Genomic DNA, 19,088 nt, shown 5'->3' on the forward strand with positions numbered 1-19,088 from the left:
GCTCATACGTCTATGATTGTATCTTCCCGTCCTCCCCGGTCGCCCGCTCTCCTGGTTCATGATGATTTCCGACGACATCGAGCAAGAGGCGGCCCGCTGGTTCGCCGCCCAGCGCAGAGGGCCTATGTCGCTGGACGAGCGACAGGCTTTTGACGCCTGGCGCGCCGATCCCTTGCATCAGGCGGCGCTCAACCGGATGCACGAGGTCTGGGGCGAGGTCTCGACGGTCGGAGAGATGGGCGTTGCGCTCAGAAGACGAAAGGCTCGACCTCATCGCGCGGCGATTGCGGCGGTGCTGGTTCTGGGTCTGGCGGTCAGCCTGGGCGGCGGCGTCTGGTGGAAGTTCGATCAGCAGAGCACCCGAACCGGGATTGGCGAACAGAGCAGTCAGGAACTGGCGGACGGCAGCATCGTCGCTCTGAATGTCGTGACCCGCGCGCGCTATGACATCAATGCTCGCGAACGCGTGGTGCATCTGAGCGAGGGCGAGGCGGCCTTCGTGGTGCGCAAGGACCCTGAGCGGCCCTTCCTGGTGCGGACGGGCGGATATGAAGTCAGGGCCGTCGGCACGGCCTTCAATGTCCGCAACCGGGATCAGAGTCTGGACGTCGCGGTCAAGGAGGGGGTGGTCGAGGTGCGCCGACTGTCCGGCGACGAAAAACCCATGCTGCTGCGGGCGGGACAGCGGCTGTACGTCAAGGACGCGGGGGCGTCCGCACGGACCGCGTACAAGGTTTCAGCCATCTCGACGAACGCCGTCGATGAGTGGCGCCAGCGCGTCCTGACCTACGAAGATGCGCCTATCAGCCAGGTCGTGCAGGATGTGAATCGCTTCTACGACCGTCCGCTGACGATCGACCCGGCCCTGGGCCGCCGTCATGTGACCCTCCGGCTGGTGATCGACGACCGGGCCGATACGGTGAAGCGGCTGGCCGCCCTGTTGGGCGCCGAGGTCCACAATATGGGGCGAGAAGACGCGCTGAAACCCTAACGATCACAGCGGTTCCAAGAATTTCTTCATGATCAGGTAGGGTGTTCGCATCCCGCCGCGTCTAACCCCCAAAACAAGAATCTCTTGGGAGGGAGGGGCTGATGATGTTGCGGTCTTCGTATGTTCGTTTTCCACGTCTGCGTATGCTTGCGGGGGCAGGGTGCGCCGCCCTGATGATTGCGGCGGCCATGCCTGCGGGCGCGGCGTCCCAATCTGCGGTGGCGTCGTTCAATATTCGCTCGGCCTCGCTGTCGCAGAGCTTGCTGGAATTCGGACGTCAGGCCGGAATTTCCATCGCCGCCGACCAATCCCTGACCGCGGGCCAGCGCGGCGCGGCCGTGTCTGGCGAACTGCCTGTGGGCGAGGCTCTGGATCGCCTGCTGGCCGGGACCGGGCTGAAGGCCGAGTTCGCCGGCCCCAACGCTGTTCGCCTGGTGCGCGTGGGACAGGGGGACGCCGGGGGAAACGACCTTCGACCGTCCGGCCAGGACGGGGGGCAAGAAGCGACGACCGTCGGAGACATCATCGTCACCGCCCAGAAGCGTGAGGAATCCATCCAGGACGTGCCCATCGCCGTCTCGGCCTTCTCGGCGGAAACCCTGGACGCGATGAAGATCGAGGGCGGCTCGGAACTGCTGCGGGCGATCCCGAACGTCAGTTTCTCCAAGGCCAATTTCAGCATGTACAACTTCTCGATCCGCGGGATCGGGACCAAGGCGGTTTCCGCCTCATCTGATCCGGCCGTGGCGGTCAGCTTCAACAACACCCCGTTGATCCGAAACCGTTTGTTCGAGCAGGAATACCTTGATGTGAACCGCGTCGAAGTGCTGCGCGGACCTCAGGGGACACTCTATGGCCGAAACGCCACGGCGGGCGTGGTCAACATGATCCCCAACCTGCCCGGCCCGGACTTCGACGCGATGTTGAAAGCCGAAGCGGGCAATTTTGGATCCATGCGCGGCCAGATGATGGTCAACATACCTTTGGCTGACACCTTTTGGGTGCGGGCGGCGGCGAGCCTGACCAAGCGGGAAGGATTTGATCACAACACCTTCAAGGATACCCGGGTGAATGGGCGTGATCTCTATTCCACGCGTCTGTCAGCGGCTTGGGAGCCCAGCGATCGGTTCAATGTCAATCTGATCTGGGAGCATTTCGGTGAAGACGACAACCGTTCTCGCACGGGAAAGCAGCTCTGCACGACCGATCCGGGCCCGACGCAGATCGGGTCCTATAAGATCACGAACCCGGAGTTGCAGGGGCGGCTGAGCCAGGGCTGCCTGCCGCGTTCGCTCTTTACCGATGCCGCCTATGGCACGCCGAACGGAATGGGCATGGCCCAGGTCGTCGCGGCCGGTTCGGTCGTCTATGGGCAAATCCTTACTGGCCCGAGGACTACGGCGACTGTCCTTGCGGTTGATATTGGTACGAATCCTTATGCTGGAGTCGTTCAATCTAAGGATTTGAGAGAGATAGCGACGGCCTATGATCCGAGGTTCGTCGTAAATAATGATGTCTATCAAATGAATGCCGTGTTTGATTTAACGCACAGCATTAAGATCACGTCTCAGACGGCTTATGCAAAAGATTACTTTTGGTCTACGCAGGACTATATGCGTTACCCGTCAAATGATATTTTCAATGACAGTAGAAATTTGTATGATAACCGGCGCAGGCCTATTGGCGACTCGTTGGCTTCTCCGGGTGGTGTCTATACAGATCCTCAGCTTGGCCCATCCCAAGGAATGTTGTCTGCTGATATAAGCAAATCTAAGAATGAACAGTTTTACCAAGAAATTCGTATTCAATCTAATTTAGATGGTAGATTCAATTTTAATCTAGGTGCAAATTATCTAAAATTTGATACACAAGATGATTACTATGTATTCAATAATTTATTCTCATTGATAGCTGAGTATAACTATAATAGTGCTTCCGCATCTAACGGGGCAAAAATAACGACAAAATGTTTGGACGGAAGTAAATCTGAATGTGTTTATGTTGATTATTCTCCTATTGAATCCATAGCTGGCGATGGCCATAACTATTTTCGCAGTAAAAATGTCGTTTCTACGCGTTCATGGGGCATTTTTGGTGAGGGTTACTTAGATATTTCCGATGATCTGAGTTTGACCTTGGGGCTTCGGTATACCGACGACAAAAAGACGTCTACGCCATATCCGACCCAGCTCTTGCTCGGCTCTAGCGATCTTTATGGATACGGATATCTGACGGGCGGCAGCGTGGTTCGAGGATTGCCGGCGTCTCCTGATGTTGTTCAGTCCTGGGGTGCGGTTACAGGGCGATTGGTCCTAGACTGGAAGCCATCAGATAATGTCATGGCCTACGCCTCATATGCCCGGGGGTATAAGGGGGGTGGGTCGAACCCTCCGCGTCCAGGGCTGGACCCTCGCGTAGTTCAGTATCAACCGCTCGCCTCGACGTTCGAGCCTGAGTATGTTGATGCATTTGAGGTTGGTTTGAAAACAAATCTATTTGACGAAAAAATGCGTCTCAACGCGACGGCTTTCTACTATGACTACAGCGACTATCAAGTTTCGCAAATTGTTGATCGTATATCCCTGAATGAGAACTTCGATGCGAAAAGCATGGGGCTCGAGTTTGAATTAACCTACAATATAACTCCCAGCTTCAGGGTTGATGCAAATGTCGGGTACTTAAAAACAAAAATTGACGACGGGGAAACGTCGATTGATGTCATGAATAGGACGCAAGGCAATGCGGATTGGATGCTTGTTCGTCCGTGGCTTCAGGTTCCTTCAAACTGCATTGCTCCCGTAAAGCACGTCGAAAAAATTATGACGAACGCCTTCCAAACTGAGGGCGTGAAGTTCCAGGCTATGCAGCTGCTATGTGGAGCTACAGAAAGACTGGGTTCGTTCGATCCGAGTTTCGGTAAAGGTCCACGTTACTGGCAGATGTTCGGCATCGACTATAATCCATTGAGAGATGCGCCGAATGGCGGGCGAGGCTTTGATGTTGATTTAGGCGGGAACGAGCTGCCGAATGCGCCGCGGTGGACCGCTAGCCTTGGGGCCCAGTACACATGGCAACTTGGTAGTTTTGATGCAACCCTGAGAGGGGATTACTACAGGCAGGCGGAAAGCTATTTCCGTATATACAACACGGAATACGACAAGCTTGAATCCTGGGACAACGTTAATCTGTCTTTATCTATAGAAAATATGGAGAGCAATTTTGTATTAAGCGCATACGTCAAAAACGTATTTGATGACTCGCCTATCGTTGATGCGTTCACAAATAGTGATGATACTATGCTTACAACAAACGTATTCACGCTTGATCCAAGGTTGTTTGGAGTCTCTCTTACGAAGAGATTCTGATGTTAATCATAAAATAAATTTGACTAATACGTAATTTGATATCAGTTTAATATAGCTAAACTATTGTGTTTAGTCTGATCAACGGAGAAGGTTTATGAAAAAGCTACTTAGCGTTCTGTCTTCCGTTGCATTGATTTCCGTTGCGGGCGTTTCTGCTGCTAGCGCTCAATCGTTTACTCCGGCTACGAGTACGTGGTCTCTTTCTGGTACATTGAATCTTCGTCAGACTTTGCCTTCGGCAGTTCCTTGCGATGTGCAATTGACGCTTGATATTGATGGCTCTGGGTCCGGGACTATTACTGGTGGTACCTTTGCTCCAGGCTTCTTCCTTTGCGGATCGGCTATTTATCCGCAGAATTTCTCCTGGCCGGTGACTGTGGTGTCGAGCACGCCTGGCGTTTCTGCCGTCCTTGATATTTATGTTGATGTCATTGCTGTGGGCGGGAATTGCACGGGTGTGCTGAGCGGCGTTCAGTTTGATATCGTCAATCAGACCATCGACGTGCCGGCGATCACCTATATTCCCGGATCGCCTGCTACCTGCGAGGTTGACGGTCTTCTCTATGTTGACCCGGTGACGGATCCGGCGCCTCTGGATGTGACCTAATATGAGCGGGTCCATACTGTTACTATATGGACCCGTTTCTTATTTCTGGTGAGGCGTAGTTCTCCACTACGCTTGTGTATACTTCCCGAACGTTTCCACGTTCCGACTTGGCCGGGCGCATGTCGCCCGGCCATTTTTCTTGAAGCCGTTCACCCGGCCTGCGACGCCTTCCAGCGCTCTAGGTATTCCAGCCGCCGCAGCAGCTTTGAGCCTGGGTCTAGCAGGATGTGGGCGCTGGCGGGCGCGATGAAGGTCGCGCGGCCGTCGGTCATGGGCAGGGTGCGGGTCTGGCCGTCCACCTCGACCTCGACGGGCAGGGGGAAGGGGCGGGCGGCGCCGGTCTTCCACTCCAGGGTCACGCGGTCGCCGTCGCGGGTCATGACCAGATCGGGCAGGGCGGCCTGATAGAGATAGGCGTCGAAGAACCAGCCGAGGTCGCGGCCGGTCACGGCGTTGACGATGGCGATGAACTCCGGCGTCGTGGCGTAGCGCGGCGCGAAGTTGCCGGGCTTGGGGTCGGGGCGCCCGTACACCAGGCGGCGCAAGGATTCGTAGAAGGCGTCGTCGCCGATGTAGAGGCGCAGGGTGTGGGCGATCAGGGCGCCCTTGTAATAGAGGTCCAGCCCCGGCCCGGTTTCGCCGTTATAGACCGTGCCCGCGTCCTGCGGCCGGCCCGACACCATGGGGAAGCGGTTGGCGAGCGTCAGCCGCATGGTCTGCAGCTCTGACTGCATGGCCCGTTCGCCGTTCAGCCAGCGGGCGTAGAGGGGCTGCATATAGCTGCCGAAGCCTTCGTGCAGCCACATGTCGTCCCAGTCGGCGTTGGTCAGTTGATTGCCGAACCATTCGTGCGCCAACTCGTGCTGCAGCAGCCAGTCGTAGCCCTTGCCGTCCAGCTTGTAGCCGTTGCCGTAGGCGTTGATGGTCTGGTGCTCCATGCCCAGGTGCGGGGTCTCGACCACGCCCATCTTCTCGTCGCCGAAGGGGAAGGGGCCGATGGTCGCTTCATAGAAGTCGAGCTGTTTGGGGAATTCGGCGAACAGGGCGGCGGCCTTGGCCGGATCGGTCGAGGTCAGGCGCCAGAAGCGCAGGGGCACGGTGTTGCCGAATCGGCTGGGGTAGTCGGCGGCCATCTCGACGAAGGGGCCGACGTTCAGGCTGATGGCGTAGGTGTCGGGCTGGCGCGCGGTCCAGTTCCAAGTGGTCGTGCCGTCGCCGTTGTCGGTCTTGCCCAGGAAGCGGCCGTTGGCGGGGGCGCTGAGGTCGGACGGGACGGTGATGTGCAGGTCGACGCGGTCCGGCTCGCCCTGGGGGTGGTCGACGCAGGGCCAGAACAGGTCGCAGCCCTCGCCTTGCACGGCGCTGGCGATCCACGGCTGGCCGTCGGGCGTGGTGGTCCAGACGAAGCCGCCGTCCCAGGGCGCGCGTTTGGCCTGATGGGGACGACCGGAGTAGGCGATGCGGACGGAGGCGGTCTGGCCGACCGACAGGGGCTGGGCCAGGGGGATGGTCAGGCGGCCCTCGGGGTTGGACCAGTTGGTAATGGACTGGCCGTCCACGCTGATGGCGGCGATGGTGAACAGGGCGTCCAGCTCGACGACCACGGCGGATGCCGGGGCGTTGGCGGTGAAGTCGAGGACGGCGACGCCTTCGATCGACTGGGTCTCGGGCAGCAGCCTGAACGACAGGTCGGCCTTGTCGAAACGCAGGGCCAGTTGTTCTGACGTGCGGGGCGTGCCGCTGGACAGGGTGAAGGGCGTCGAATCGCGAGCCGGTGCGGCTTCCTGTGCAAGCGCTGGGGCGCTGAGTAGGGCGGTGGTCAGGCAGAGGGCGGCAGTCAGGCGCAAGGCTTCGGCTCCGGCAGATGTCGCAGTGACCGTAGCGGGGCAGAGCCGCGCCGCAACCCTTGGCCGTCATCCCAGGCCGCGTAGCAGGACCCAGGCGGTGACGACAGGATGTCAGGCGTGCGGGCTTGGTCCGACGTCTGGGTCCCGGATAACGGCTTCGCCGTTTCCGGGATGACGGAGAGAAGCAGGTAAAGAAAAAGGCCGGTGTTTCCACCGGCCTCTTCAAATCTGGTCAGACGACGCCTGATTAGGCGGCGGCTTGCTCAGCAAGCTTGGCCTTGACCTGACGCTTGATGCGCAGGGCGGCGGTCGACAGCTTTTCGTCGCGAGCCTTGACGATGAAGACGTCCAGGCCGCCCTTGTAGTCGAGCGTGCGCAGGGCGGCGTTCGAGATACGCAGGGAGAAGGTCTGGCCCAGCGAGTCCGAGGCCAGCTTGACCGTCTTCAGCGACGGCAGGAAGCGGCGCTTGGTCTTGATGTTCGAGTGGCTCACATTGTGGCCGACCATCGGGCCGATACCCGTGAGTTCGCAACGACGCGACATCTTAAGATCCTCAAGGTCACATCCGCGATACGTGAGCGGACGCATGAAACAGGTGTTCGCAGCGGGCGGACCCCTGCGAGAGAGGTGGCCGTATAGATGAATGACTCGCGGGCCGTCAAGGCTGGAGTCGAGTCATGCCGGGGATAGAACCGCATGACCGCCGAGGGATCGCCTTCGTTCAGCCGGCGTTCAACGACCTGCTATATAGAGTATCGCATGAAGACCCATTGGAAGCTGCCGCCCATGAAGACGCTGCCTGTTTCGTTCGCCCCCGCGCTGAGCCGTGTTCTGGCCGTGGCCGCGCCCGTCGTCGCCGGCGCCGTCATGCTGGCCGCGCCCGCCGCCGCGCCCCAGGCCCAGACGGCGGCTGCGCCGCCGGTCCTGCCCGGCTATTGGGAATACACCACCAGCGCCCTGGGCAGCCGCGACACCGAAACCAAGTGCGTCCGCCCCAGCGAGATCAACCGCTTCTTCGGCGGGCTGTCGACCAACCGCTGGAAGTGCACCTATTCGACGCGTGAGGTCGGCAACGGCAATGCTCGCTTCGAGGGGACCTGTCAGGACAAGAAGGGCCGTCGCGTCAACGTGCGCCTGAACGGGACCTATCAGCCCGAAAGCTTCCGCTTCAACGGCGGCGCCCAGCTGCTGCGCGGCACCCCCTATATACCCGCCAGTATCACCGCGCGACGTGTGGCGGCCCAGTGCCCGGCGGGCGCCGAGTATTTCTGAGGATCTGGCCTCAACGCCAGACTGCGTTATTTGACCTGCACGGTGCTCCAGCTTGACTGCTAGAAAGGGGCGAACGGGTAGGGAGGGGCGCAGCGATGCGTATCAAGGGTTTGCGTGTGCTGGTCGTGTCATCGGGCGCGCTCGCGGCGGCGGGGTGCGGAGCGGTGGCGGTTGCGCCTGTTGAGGGGGGCGTCGGGGCTGACCCTCTGATCAGAGCGTTTTCCGCGCGTCTGGATGACCTGGATCGGCAGGCCGCGGGGGGCGACACGACGGCGCTGCTGGCTCTGTCTATTATCAAGGCTGAAGGCTTGCGGGGCGTGTCGGTCGATGCCGCCGCGGCCGCTGAGTTGAAGCGCAAGGCGACGGCCCGCGCGGCGCCCATCACCATCACCCAGTATATTCCCGGCATCAACGGCGCCCCGGGACGGACGGCGCTGCTCAACCTGCCGGGCGATGGTCAGGTTCGGCGGATGATCAGCGAGACCGAGGCCTGTGTTTCGATCCTGAAGACCCGACAGGGCGGCGACCTGACCCTGCTGGACGCCCTGATGGATGAACCGGATGGATTCGAGAAATATGAGAGCGCGCAGGCTGAAGCGCAGCAGGCCTGTGGCGGAGCGGAGCGTCTCGGCGTCCTGAGCGAACTCTGGGACGAATCCAAGCCTTGGGGCGATCGACCCCTGCCGTCTTGCGATGACGACGATCAGCGGTGCCGCGTCCTGGCGCAAAAAGTGGCGCGGTTGAACGCGCGGGATCCGGCGCAGGAGGCGCGAGCTGCCGCCGCGCGCGGCGACTTCCGATTGGGCTCCTTCAACCACATAGGCCCCATGCCGACCGGCTGGTCGCTGCCCGGTGTCAACTGTCTGCGCTGGAACCGCGAGCAGATCGGCAAGTGGCACGTCAATCAGGACGTGATCATGCCGGGCGATGGCGAACATACTGCCGCTTCGGTCGCCTTCATCGCCGCCTACAACCGCGCTCTGGCGGGGGATTCCGCCTTCCCCTTTGCCGATGTCTGCGCCGAGGGGCTGGTCAAGCCCGAGGCCAACTACGCCGGGCCGGTGAGGAACTGGGGGCAGGCCGTGCGCAGCGGCGATACAGCGCGGTTGACCGAGGTTCCCGTCGGGCAGGATATCAACGGCCGGGACATCCTGGGCCTGACGCCGCTCGAATGGGCGATGAGCAGGAACGACGAGGCGATGGCCGTAGCGTTGCTGGATGCGGGCGCCGATCCCGACCCGGAGCCGTCCGAGGATGTGGAAGCATCGCCGCCGCTGGCTCTGGCGCTCAGCCGCAACAAGGCGGATCTGGCGAGGCGGCTGATCGCGGCGGGAGCTTCCATGAAGGGGGCACCGGGTGTCTGTCGCTATGGACCTTATGATGGGCCGCCGGATCCGCGTCTGAACAATGGATGCTCATGGGCCGGGCTGCTGATCAAGGCCGGCGCCTTTGATCTTCTGGAGCACCAGGCGAGCGCCGAAGGCGGGCTGGACGCGATCGACGGGAGCGGCGAGTTGTCGGCCGCTTTCCTGCAGGCGGCGACGGCCCGCGATGAGGCGACGGTTGAGCGACTGCTGCCCCATGCAGGACGTCAGGTCGGGGGACGGGAGGGGGTGCTGGACGCCCTGTTCGAGGCTCGTCCCGATCTGGTCGCGCGCTATGTGCTGGCCCGGGGCGGCGGCGCAGCGCGGTCGGCGGCGGAGGAGGGCGTCTGGCGCGCGGCGGCCGAGGGCGGTCGTACGGAGGCGCTGGCCTTCCTGTGGGACTATGGCGCGGACCTGAACCTGTTGTCGGTCGACGCTCTGCGCGGCTGTGCAGAATCGGCGCGTGCGGGCGATGTGGAGGCCCTGCTGGGTTGTGTATCCGCCGCCGGCGAGCGCCGGCTTCAGTTGCAGGCGGCGATCCGGGGCGGCGACGAACCGACGTTTGAGCGGCTGACGGCGGATGCGGCTGACCTGCGGGAGAGGGGCAAGGCCACCCAGTTGGCGGTGGCGGTCGATAAGGGCGCGACGTCCATGGTGCGGAGGTTGCTTGATCGTGGCGCAGACCCTGTCCCGCCCTATATCCCGCACCGGGACAAGGCGGCCTACGACGGACCGTTGAAGCTTGCGGCGGATGCGGCCATGGCGGCCAATGACTATGGATCGACGCGGAAATCAGATCCTTCCTTGCTGGTCCGCGCCGCCGAGCGCGGCGATGCGGTCATGCTGCGGGCCTTGTCGGACGCGGGCGCACGCCACGCTGCGGCGCTGGCGTCCAGCATAGCCAATTTCGGCAATCCGCCGCCAGGACTGCGCGACAGTTCTTTTGAGCGAGGGGCCTCGATTGATAACGAGGGCCTACCCAATCGCGCAGTGGATCGCAACTTTGAAGCCTTCCGGCTGCTGGTCGCCGAGGCAGCGCGCGTGGAGGGGCCGCAAAGCCTGGAGCAGGCTTTCGCCAGCGGGGTTTACAGCGGCTATAACGACGGCCTTCAGGTCTTGCTCGACAATGGACTGGACCTGTCCAAGGCCAAGCAGCCCGAGCGTATTTGGAGCAATCTCACGTCGCTGGGAACGCCCTGCAAGCCATCGACGGCGCGCCTGTTGCTGGCCAGCGGCCTGACGCGATCCTACGCCGCCAATGCGTACACCCACTGGCCGCCGATCCACGCCTTCGCCGTATCCTGCGCGGATGCGCGGGTAGCCGAAATTCTGGTGCGGGAAGGCGGCATGGACGTCAATGAGATCAATACACTGGGTCAAACCGCTGTCGATGTCGCCGAGGCCTATGGTCGCCAGGCCAATCTAGAAGCGTTGAAGCGGTTGGGCGGACGGCCGGCCAGCGAAGTCGCACCTGCGGCTGATCAAGCTCGAAAGCAGACGCGTCGTGAAGAAGAGGACCTGGATCTGGTCCAGGGCGAGGTTCTCTAGAGAGCTTTGCCCAAAGAAAAAGGCCCGGCGTTTCCGCCGGGCCTTTGTCGTACCAGTCGGTCGCTTGGGATCAGGCGGCTTCGGCCTCGGCCTCGGCGGCGGCCAGTTCGGCGGCGGTCGGGACCGGCTTCTTGGCGCTCAGCGACTTGGCCAGCAGGGCGACGGCGGCGTCCTTGTCGATGCGGTTGGCGGCGGCGACTTCGCGGGCCATGCGGTCCAGGGCCGATTCGTAGAGCTGGCGCTCCGAATAGGACTGTTCCGGCTGGGTGTCGGCGCGGTGCAGGTCGCGGACCACTTCGGCGATCGAGATCAGGTCGCCCGAGTTGATCTTGGCTTCATATTCCTGGGCGCGACGCGACCACATGGTGCGCTTGACGCGGGCGCGGCCCTTCAGCGTGGTCAGGGCCTTGGTGACGGTGTCGTCGGCGGCCAGGGTGCGCAGGCCGGCGGTCTTGGCCTTCTTGGTCGGGACGCGCAGGGTCATCTTCTCGTGGTCGAAGGTCACGACGTAGACTTCCAGCGACATGCCGGCGACTTCCTGAGTCTCGATCGCGGCGACCTTGCCGACGCCATGGGCGGGATAGACCACCGCATCGCCAACCTTGAATTCCAGACCGGTCTTGCTCGTCATGTCATTCCTTTCCCGGAACAGGGGCGAAGCGAAGCGCTGAACGCAGCTGATGGTCGAAAACAACCCCGCCGCCGGAAACTGGTCCCGTCGGTTGGGTCGTCAGGTCACACATCAGAAACGAAAGCGGATCACCGAACCTCTGGCCGACCCCGCCTGTTCGGCGGGGGACTGTCGCAAACGCGGGCGGCGCGCATGACTGCGGAACCGCCCGTTTCGAATAGGGAGGAACCTATCATAAAATTAGGAAATCTCAAAACATCCACAGGACGACTGAGCGGTTCCGGCACTTTGTGACCGGATTGTGTCCAGAACTTAGGAGCCCTTGCCGGGTTTGGGGCTGAAGTATTTCTCGAACTTGCCGGTTTCGCGCTCATACTGTTCGCGGTCGGCAGGGGGCGTGCCCTTGACGGTGATGTTGGGCCAGGTCTTGGCGTATTCGGCGTTGACCTGCAGCCACTTGCCGTCGGGCTCGTCTTCGGTGTCGGGGACGATGGCGTCGACGGGGCATTCCGGCTCGCAGACGCCGCAGTCGATGCATTCGTCGGGGGCGATGACCAGGAAGTTCTCGCCCTCGTAGAAGCAGTCCACCGGACAGACCTCGACACAGTCCATGAACTTACATTTCACGCAGGCGTCGGTGACGATGTAGGTCATGGCGGTCGGGCGGGCTCTCTGGCGCAATCAGGGTCGAGGGCGGGCAAATGGCCCCGTCGGAACCAAGTGTCAACCGAGGGCGCTGTTCAGCGATGCGAGAAGCTTGACGGGCTCGAGGCGCGTCTGCATCCCATACGGTTGAAGATCATCGTTCAAAAAGGAGGTTCGCCCATGCGTTTCGTCGCTCGTTCCGCAGTCGTTCGTGTCGGCGCGGGGGCTGTCGCTCTCAGCCTTCTGGCCGGGGGCGCCGTCGTCGCCCAGGCCGCCCTGACCAAGGTCCCGTCCGAGGTTCAGGCCGGCGACTACAAGCTGGATTCCGCCCACGGCAAGATCACCTGGTCGGTCGATCATCTGGGCTTCTCGAAATATTATGGCCAGTTCGTCAATGTTCAGGCCGAGTTGAAGCTGGACCCGGCCAACCCTTCCGCCAGCAGCCTGACGGCGACCATTCCGCTGACCGAGGTGGATTCCAACTCGGACGGGCTGAACAAGCACCTGCAGACGGCCGACTTCTTCGACACCGCCAATCATCCGGTCGCCACCTTCCGCTCGACCCGCATCGTCGTTGATCCGTCGGAGCCGAACGAAGCCATGGTCTATGGCGAACTCACCCTGCGCGGGGTGACCAAGCCGGTGACCATGGAGGTCGAGTTCAACCAGGCGGGCCAGACGCGCGGCGGCTACAAGGCCGGGTTTGACGGCGAGGCCAAGATCAAGCGCTCGGACTTCGGCATCACCTTCGGCCTGCCGGCCCTGGGCGATGAGGTGGAACTGCACATCGAAGGCGAGTTCGTCAAGCCGTAGAGGGCTTCTTTCCTCCCCATTCCATGGGGAGGGGGACCACGAAGTGGTGGAGGGGGCGACGCAAACTTCAGCCGTCGAGACGCCCCCTCCGTCTCGTCGCCTTCGGCGTCGATCCACCTCCCCATCGCTGCGCGACAGGGAGGAAAGAGGTCAGGTCTCCGGCGCGTCGAGCGTCGCATAAAGGGCGCGGGCTTCCTCGGGAGGGCCGCGCCTTTCGCCTAGGTAGAGCACGCGTACGGTGATCAGCCGGCCCCCTTGCGCGAACAGGAGGTCGTCGCCGGGATGGACGCTGCGGCTGGGCTTGTCGAGGCGGGTCTGGACGCCGTGGTGGGTCAGGCGGATCAGGCCGCGCTGGACCATTGAGGCGGCGACGCTGCGGGTCCTGGCGAAGCGGGCGCGCCACAGCCACAGGTCGATACGGCAGCTGTCCTCGCCTCTGGCGGCGGGGGTCACGCGGAGGCGGCCTTGCGCCTCGGGCGGCGCTGGCGGCGGGGAGGCGCGGGCGGCTGGGTCAACTGAGCCAAGGCGGCGAAGGGCGAGTCCTTGGGCGGCGGGGCGGACTGGCCGGGGCGTGCCGCCTTGTCGGAGCGGGGCAGGCGCAGGGCGGCCTGCACGGCGCGGGCCTGTTCGGCGGTCCAGCCCAGTTCGGCCAGGCCCTCCTCCAGCAGCGGCGCCTTGCCCGCCGCGCGTGACAGGTCAGCGAAGCGTTCCAGCGCCTCCACCGGCGTGCTCCACGATCCGACGGCGCGACGCCCGAAGGCTGACAGCGCGCGGGGCGAGGGCGACAGCGATGGCAGGGGCGACAGGGCCTCTCCGCTGGGACGGAAAGGCTCGACGACAAAGGCTTGGGCCAGCAGTCGGGCGCGGGGTTTGAGCGCGCCGGGCAGCCAGACGGAGTGGGCGCCGACTCTGATCGCAAAGGTTTTAACCGTGCGTCGCTCGTGCTGGCTGAGCGCGGCCAGATCGCGTTCGACCTCGGCGCGGGGGATGACGCCGCCCGCCTCGATCAGGCGGAAGGCCAGGCCCCGCGGCAGGCCGGTCAGGCTGCCGTTGTCGAGCGCCTGTCGCAGGCGACGAAGGTCGCGAAGGGCGCGCCCGGCCTCGGCCGTCAGCCAGGCCTCGATGCGCCGCTGGGCCCGCTCGCGCGCCGGGGCCGGGCCGAGATCGCCCAGCAGCCGCACGCGCGGGGCGAAGGGATCGTCGTTGATGATCCGGGCCGTCAAGGCGCCCTGCCACAGCACATCGCCGCCGCCTGAACGCGGGTTGGGAATGAGGCTGAAGGCTTCGTCGGCCTCCGCCGCCAGCTTGCCTAGGCGCCGGGCGATCTCGGGTCCGACAGCGCGGGTCGCGGCCTGTCGCAGCGCCCGGTCGGCGAGGGCCGAGCCGCCTGCGTCGGGGGTGAAGTGGACCCCCTCCAGATGACCGACCACCTCGCCCTCGACCGTCACCTCGCCGTCGTCGGCCACGCCCGCCACGGTGTCGGAGCGCACGTTCAGCGCCCGCATCAGGGCCGTGGTGCGCCGGTCGACGAAGCGGGCGGTCAGCCGTTCGTGCAATACGTCGCTGAGCCGTTCCTCCAGCGCCTTGGTCTTGTCCCGCCACCCTTGCGCCTGATCCATCCAGTCCGGGCGGTTGGCGATATAGGCCAGGGTCCGCACCCCGGCCAGGCGCGCCGACAGCTGGTCGATCTGGCCGTCGTCGCGGTCCAGATCGTTGAAGCGCGGGGCGACCCAGTCCTCGGTCAGGCGACCGCGACGGCTGGTCAGGGCGGTGAAGATCTCCTTCGACAGGCGGGCGTGCTCGTCCAGGGTGGTTTTCTGGAAGTCCGGCAGCTGGCAGGTCTCCCACAGCCGCATCAGGGCGCCGCGCGAGCGGGCGATCTTCTTGATGTCCTCGTCCGAAGCAAAGCGCCGCAGCAGGGTCTCGTCCAGGGCCTGGGCCGTCAGCCGCAGGCCGAAACGCTCGGGCGACACCGTCAGCGAGCGCAGCAGGTCGGGCAGGGTGTCGAAGTCCAGCCGCCCGTGGCGCCATTCGGCGGCCTCGACCGGATCGAAGCGGTGGCTGACCACCTGTTCGAGGATATCCTCGTCCAGTTCCTCGGCCTCGCCCGTCACGCCGAAGGTGCCGTCCCGCAGGTGGCGACCGGCGCGCCCGGCGATCTGGCCGATCTCGGCGGCGTGCAGCCAGCGGGTGCGCGTGCCGTCGAACTTGCGAAGCCCGGCGAAGGCGACATGGTCCACGTCCATGTTCAGCCCCATGCCGATGGCGTCGGTGGCGACCAGGAAGTCCACCTCGCCCGACTGGAACAGCTCGACCTGGGCGTTGCGGGTGCGGGGGCTGAGACTGCCCATGACCACGGCGGCCCCGCCGCGCTGACGGCGCAACAGTTCGGCGATGGCGTAGACCTGCTCGGTCGAGAAGGCGACGACGGCGCTGCGGCGGGGCAGGCGGGTCAGCTTCTTCGATCCGGCGTAGGACAGGGTGGACAGCCGTTCGCGCGTGACGATCTCGGCCTCGGGGACCAGGGCGCGGATCAGCGGGGCCATGGTCCCGGCCCCCAGGAACATGGTCTCGAACCGGCCGCGCGCGTGCAGCAGGCGCTGGGTGAAGACGTGGCCGCGTTCCGGGTCGGCGACCAGCTGGATCTCGTCGACGGCCAGGAACTCGACCTGACGCTCCAGCGGCATGGCCTCGACGGTGCAGACGAAATAGGCCGGGCGCGGCGGGACGATCTTCTCCTCGCCGGTGATCAGGGCGACGGCGGCGGCCCCGCGCTGCTTGACGATCCGCTCATAGATCTCGCGCGCCAGCAGGCGCAGCGGCAGGCCGATCATGCCCGAGGCGTGACCCAGCATCCGCTCGACCGCCAGGTGGGTCTTGCCGGTGTTGGTGGGGCCCAGGATCGCCGTGACGCGCGATGGGGCCAAGCCTGCGGAACGATCACTCATGCTGTGACGAAGGTGGCGACTTCCGCGCCGGGGTCAAGCGCGGCGATGGCGGGCCGGGTGCGGCGCGTCGCTATGAGCTCGGTTTGATCGCAAGGGCGGGCGATGAGCGGGCTACGAGCTTGGCCATTCGTAAACGCTTTCGGCCAATGACTGGAACAGGGGCGAAACGAATCAGGACCGAATCGGCGACTCGCTCCGATTCAGGCTTTGTTCCCTACAAGATATTGTAGCTTAACGCGGATTAACCGCTAGGATTTTCTTGCCTAGTGGAAAACCCGGCCTGACCGTCTTTCCCTCGTCCCCGCGACCCGCTAGGGACGACCTGCGTGGCCCCGTAGCTCAGCTGCATAGAGCAAGGCTTTCCTAAAGCCGAGGTCGGGGGTTGGAGTCCCTCCGGGGTCGCCATGCTTTAAATCTTTATTTTAAATCAACGGCATGACTTTGGTTTGGCGTTGGGTTTGACGCTGCCCTATTCGTGCTTGGGTGGGGAGAGCGGGCATCGGCCCTCCTGAGGGCGGCTCGGGCCAGGGCGCTCCAATTGGAAACGCCCCGGAGCGATCCGGGGCGTTGGAAGCATGGCTCTGGCAGAACCCTATTCGAGTTCGGGACCATTTGCGGTGCACCGGCCCACGCGAACGTTTGCGTAGTAGGAGGTCGTCTGCCCATCGGTGTATTGGCTCGACCCTGCCCAGATCGGATTGCCCATACCGCCGTAGCAGACCCCGTAGTTGCGCCCGACCTCAACGGTGTGGGTCGCGTCGCTGTAGTAGACGGTGTCGTAGAGGATGATCATTGAGGTCTGAGCGATGGCTGCTGTGGCGGTGAGGCCCAGGCAAGCTGCCGCTGCGATGACGAGGCGTTTCGAGAACTTCATTTCACCCTCCAAAACCTTCCCAACGAAGGTTTTGGACACTCGCGTTACGCGGATTGTGGAGTCAACCTTAGATAGGTGTCGTAGGGCCGTTCCGGCGGCTGTCTCTCAAGCGTCCTAAGGTAAGAAGTAGACATAGGCAGCCTTGTGTTTGCTGGCCTGCATGAGGCCCAGCGACAGAATGTCATGCCGCCAAAGTGTGTATTCACATATCTGTGAGTTGCGCGCCCGGACCGGCTGTCATCTGCTCAGGTTCGCGTCGTGGTGGCGCAAGTTGGGAGGAAAGATATGTCGAAACACTTGAAGGCGGCCCTTGCTGTGGCCGGTCTGTTGACCGCCGGTATGGCCGGCGCCGCCCTGGCCAAAACCTATCTCGATCCTCAGATCGCCTACTCCTACGTCCTGTACGAGGACGCCGCCAAAACCATTGTTATCGGGTACGACTCCGATCGGGGCTGCGTCGTGAGCGGGCAGAACGTCTATGCCCAGCGCGTCCAGCTTCACACCCCCTACTTTGACGCCACGCCGATGTACCTCTGCACGGGCGGCGGCCCCTACCTCCCGCCTGAGTGGTGACAAGACGTCGGCTGAACGAACGCCACGCCCCGGTTGAGCGATCAGCCGGGGCTTTCGGTTCGCGGTGGCCGGGTTGCGAAACGCTGGGGTCGGTCCGGCTTGCCGATTCATCAGGCGATGGGGAAGGTCGGGGGCGGCAGGGTCAGTCGGGTGTCCTGGACGGCGTGCTCGCCGAAGAACTTGACCAGCAGGGTCTGGACCTCCGGGTGGGCCTCGAAGACGTTGTGGCCGGCGTTCTCGACCAGAACCTGAGCCTTGTTCTGAAACTGGGCGATGACCTCGGCCTGTTCCTCCAGCGGGGTGCGGCCGTCGAGGGAGCCGGCGACCAGAAGGGCCGGGGTCTCGATGCGGATCGGCTGACGGAAGTCGTCGCCCAGATCGACGCCGGGGATGGCGCCCAGCAGATGCGGCATGGGCAGGTTGAAGGCGTCGCCCAGAACCGCCGTCTTCGCCTCTTTCTCGATCAGCGCCAGGCGTGCGGGCGAAACGCCCGACGCCAGGTCCATCGCCTCCGGCATGCCGGAGAGGTTGAAGTAGCGGTGAGGCGGCGGGAAGAGAGGCGTCAGGACGTCAGTCTTCCCGGCGTCCAGCGCCAGATAAATTTTCGGCAGCATGGACAGTTGCGGCGGATTGGCGACCAGGGCGGAGGCCAGGAGCTGGACCCCGAAACCGCCCATCTTGACGTCGACGGGGCCGTTTTCACCGGCGAAGGTCAGGGTGGCCGGATCAGCCTCGAGCCGCTCATGCACGCGGCGCATCAGGGCCGGCATGTTCGGGATCGCCGCGCGGACGACGGGGTGGGCGCCCATCAGATGATCCACGCGGTCCAGGAACATGTCGATGTGGGCGGGCCGCTTGATGGTCTGATCCTGACCTTCGAGGCTGGCCAGGGCGACGCGGCCGATTGAATTCGGGTGCCGTTTCAGCACCGACAGGGCCAGGTGGGTGCCGTAGCTGATGCCCCACAGGTTGACCTTTTCCACGCCCAGATGGCGGCGCAGGTCCTCGATGTCGTCGGCGTTCTGTGCGGTGTTGTAGCCGGTCATGGCGATGCCGGCGCGGCTCCAGTCGATCCAGGCCTTCTGCATCTCTTCACGATACCAGGCGGTGACGCCGGCATGGGTCATGGCGGGGTAGGGCGTGGTGGCCGCGCGGTCAGGAATGCTGGCCGACAGGCCGACGCCGCGTTGATCGAAGGCGATGACGTCGGCCACTTCTCTCAGGGCCATGAAGATGGGGAAGCGCGGGCCCATGGCGGTGCGCACGCCGGAACCGCCGGGACCTCCGGCCAGATAGACGATGGGCGGGCCAGGGTTCTTGGCGGTCGAGGCGAAGCGCACATAGCCGAGGCGGATACGACGCGAACCGGGGATGCGGCGGTCCTCGGGGACCTCGAAGAAGCCGCGTTCGGCGTCGACTTCCTGGCCGTCGCCGGACTTGTAGCGGAAGGGTCCGGCCTGGGGCTGAGTCGCCTGAGCGCGGGCGGCGCTGGACAGGAACGCCATGCCAGGAACGGCGAGGCCGGCGGCGGCGATTATGGAGCGGCGGTTCAGGAAGGTGTGGGTCATGACGACGGTTGAAGCAGGGTTTTCGACCGTGTGGGGCGCGC

The 19,088-nt window shown here is 63.5% G+C and carries 15 protein-coding genes and 1 tRNA gene; 8 read left to right on the forward strand and 8 right to left on the reverse strand.

The genetic code is table 11. The annotated features are described in order from the left end of the window. The first annotated feature begins 58 nt into the window (after nt 1-58). The 3 genes from HX774_RS11905 (at nt 59) to HX774_RS11915 (ending at nt 4,963) form a co-directional block, all read left to right on the forward strand. A complete protein-coding gene (locus HX774_RS11905) occupies nt 59-991 on the forward strand; it encodes a FecR domain-containing protein (protein ID WP_178827031.1) in 933 nt (310 codons plus the stop codon). 101 nt (nt 992-1,092) lie between these two features. Next, the gene (locus HX774_RS11910; protein ID WP_255500422.1) at nt 1,093-4,356 is read left to right on the forward strand and encodes a TonB-dependent receptor domain-containing protein; all 3,264 of its coding nucleotides are present in this window, start codon (nt 1,093-1,095) and stop codon (nt 4,354-4,356) included. A gap of 94 nt (nt 4,357-4,450) precedes the next feature. Continuing rightward, nucleotides 4,451-4,963, forward strand: a complete 513-nt coding sequence (locus HX774_RS11915; protein ID WP_178827033.1) for a hypothetical protein — start codon at nt 4,451-4,453, stop codon at nt 4,961-4,963. 149 nt (nt 4,964-5,112) lie between these two features. On the opposite strand, the gene HX774_RS11920 is transcribed toward HX774_RS11915, so the two are convergent. Both HX774_RS11920 and rpmB read right to left on the reverse strand, forming a co-directional pair. Further along, nucleotides 5,113-6,810, reverse strand: a complete 1,698-nt coding sequence (locus tag HX774_RS11920) for a M1 family metallopeptidase (protein ID WP_178827035.1) — start codon at nt 6,808-6,810, stop codon at nt 5,113-5,115. A 247-nt stretch (nt 6,811-7,057) separates the two neighbouring features. After that, on the reverse strand, nt 7,058-7,354 hold the full coding sequence (rpmB, locus tag HX774_RS11925) for a 50S ribosomal protein L28 (protein WP_114817922.1): 297 nt from the start codon (nt 7,352-7,354) through the stop codon (nt 7,058-7,060). A gap of 216 nt (nt 7,355-7,570) precedes the next feature. Between rpmB and HX774_RS11930 the strand changes: the two genes are divergently transcribed. Both HX774_RS11930 and HX774_RS11935 read left to right on the forward strand, forming a co-directional pair. Next, nucleotides 7,571-8,083, forward strand: coding sequence for a DUF3617 family protein (locus HX774_RS11930; RefSeq protein ID WP_255500423.1), 513 nt, complete (start codon nt 7,571-7,573; stop codon nt 8,081-8,083). 95 nt (nt 8,084-8,178) lie between these two features. Beyond that, the gene (locus tag HX774_RS11935) at nt 8,179-10,995 is read left to right on the forward strand and encodes an ankyrin repeat domain-containing protein (protein ID WP_178827037.1); all 2,817 of its coding nucleotides are present in this window, start codon (nt 8,179-8,181) and stop codon (nt 10,993-10,995) included. A gap of 70 nt (nt 10,996-11,065) precedes the next feature. On the opposite strand, the gene HX774_RS11940 is transcribed toward HX774_RS11935, so the two are convergent. After that, complete coding sequence (locus tag HX774_RS11940; RefSeq protein ID WP_105564399.1) at nt 11,066-11,626, reverse strand: CarD family transcriptional regulator; 561 nt, start codon at nt 11,624-11,626, stop codon at nt 11,066-11,068. Between the two features lie 312 nt (nt 11,627-11,938). Beyond that, on the reverse strand, nt 11,939-12,280 hold the full coding sequence (gene fdxA / locus HX774_RS11945) for a ferredoxin FdxA (RefSeq protein WP_178827040.1): 342 nt from the start codon (nt 12,278-12,280) through the stop codon (nt 11,939-11,941). A 171-nt stretch (nt 12,281-12,451) separates the two neighbouring features. Between fdxA and HX774_RS11950 the strand changes: the two genes are divergently transcribed. Next, entirely contained in the window at nt 12,452-13,084 is a 633-nt protein-coding gene (locus HX774_RS11950) for a YceI family protein (protein ID WP_178827042.1), read from the forward strand. 150 nt (nt 13,085-13,234) lie between these two features. On the opposite strand, the gene HX774_RS11955 is transcribed toward HX774_RS11950, so the two are convergent. Further along, nucleotides 13,235-13,537 (reverse strand): RNA-binding S4 domain-containing protein, encoded by a 303-nt coding sequence (locus tag HX774_RS11955; RefSeq protein WP_178827044.1) that lies wholly within the window; start codon nt 13,535-13,537, stop codon nt 13,235-13,237. Continuing rightward, the gene (locus HX774_RS11960) at nt 13,534-16,032 is read right to left on the reverse strand and encodes a helicase-related protein (protein ID WP_178827047.1); all 2,499 of its coding nucleotides are present in this window, start codon (nt 16,030-16,032) and stop codon (nt 13,534-13,536) included. The genes HX774_RS11955 and HX774_RS11960 overlap by 4 nt, the downstream gene beginning before the upstream one ends. Before the next feature lie 328 nt (nt 16,033-16,360). Between HX774_RS11960 and HX774_RS11965 the strand changes: the two genes are divergently transcribed. Then, nucleotides 16,361-16,437 (forward strand) — tRNA-Arg (locus tag HX774_RS11965). A 187-nt stretch (nt 16,438-16,624) separates the two neighbouring features. Here HX774_RS11965 and HX774_RS11970 read toward each other — a convergent pair. Beyond that, nucleotides 16,625-16,906: a hypothetical protein gene (locus HX774_RS11970; protein WP_178827049.1), complete on the reverse strand. Its 282-nt coding sequence runs from the start codon at nt 16,904-16,906 to the stop codon at nt 16,625-16,627. Between the two features lie 285 nt (nt 16,907-17,191). On the opposite strand from HX774_RS11970, the gene HX774_RS11975 reads away from it, so the two are divergent. Further along, complete coding sequence (locus HX774_RS11975; protein WP_178827051.1) at nt 17,192-17,479, forward strand: hypothetical protein; 288 nt, start codon at nt 17,192-17,194, stop codon at nt 17,477-17,479. Between the two features lie 110 nt (nt 17,480-17,589). Here the strand turns inward: HX774_RS11975 and HX774_RS11980 are convergent, their stop codons facing one another. After that, nucleotides 17,590-19,047 carry an alpha/beta fold hydrolase gene (locus tag HX774_RS11980; RefSeq protein ID WP_178827053.1) on the reverse strand — a complete coding sequence of 486 codons (1,458 nt, stop codon included), beginning with the start codon at nt 19,045-19,047 and terminating at the stop codon, nt 17,590-17,592. Between the last annotated feature and the right edge of the window lie 41 nt (nt 19,048-19,088).

Source organism: Brevundimonas sp. P7753, from assembly GCF_013386595.1.
GTDB lineage: Bacteria > Pseudomonadota > Alphaproteobacteria > Caulobacterales > Caulobacteraceae > Brevundimonas > Brevundimonas bullata.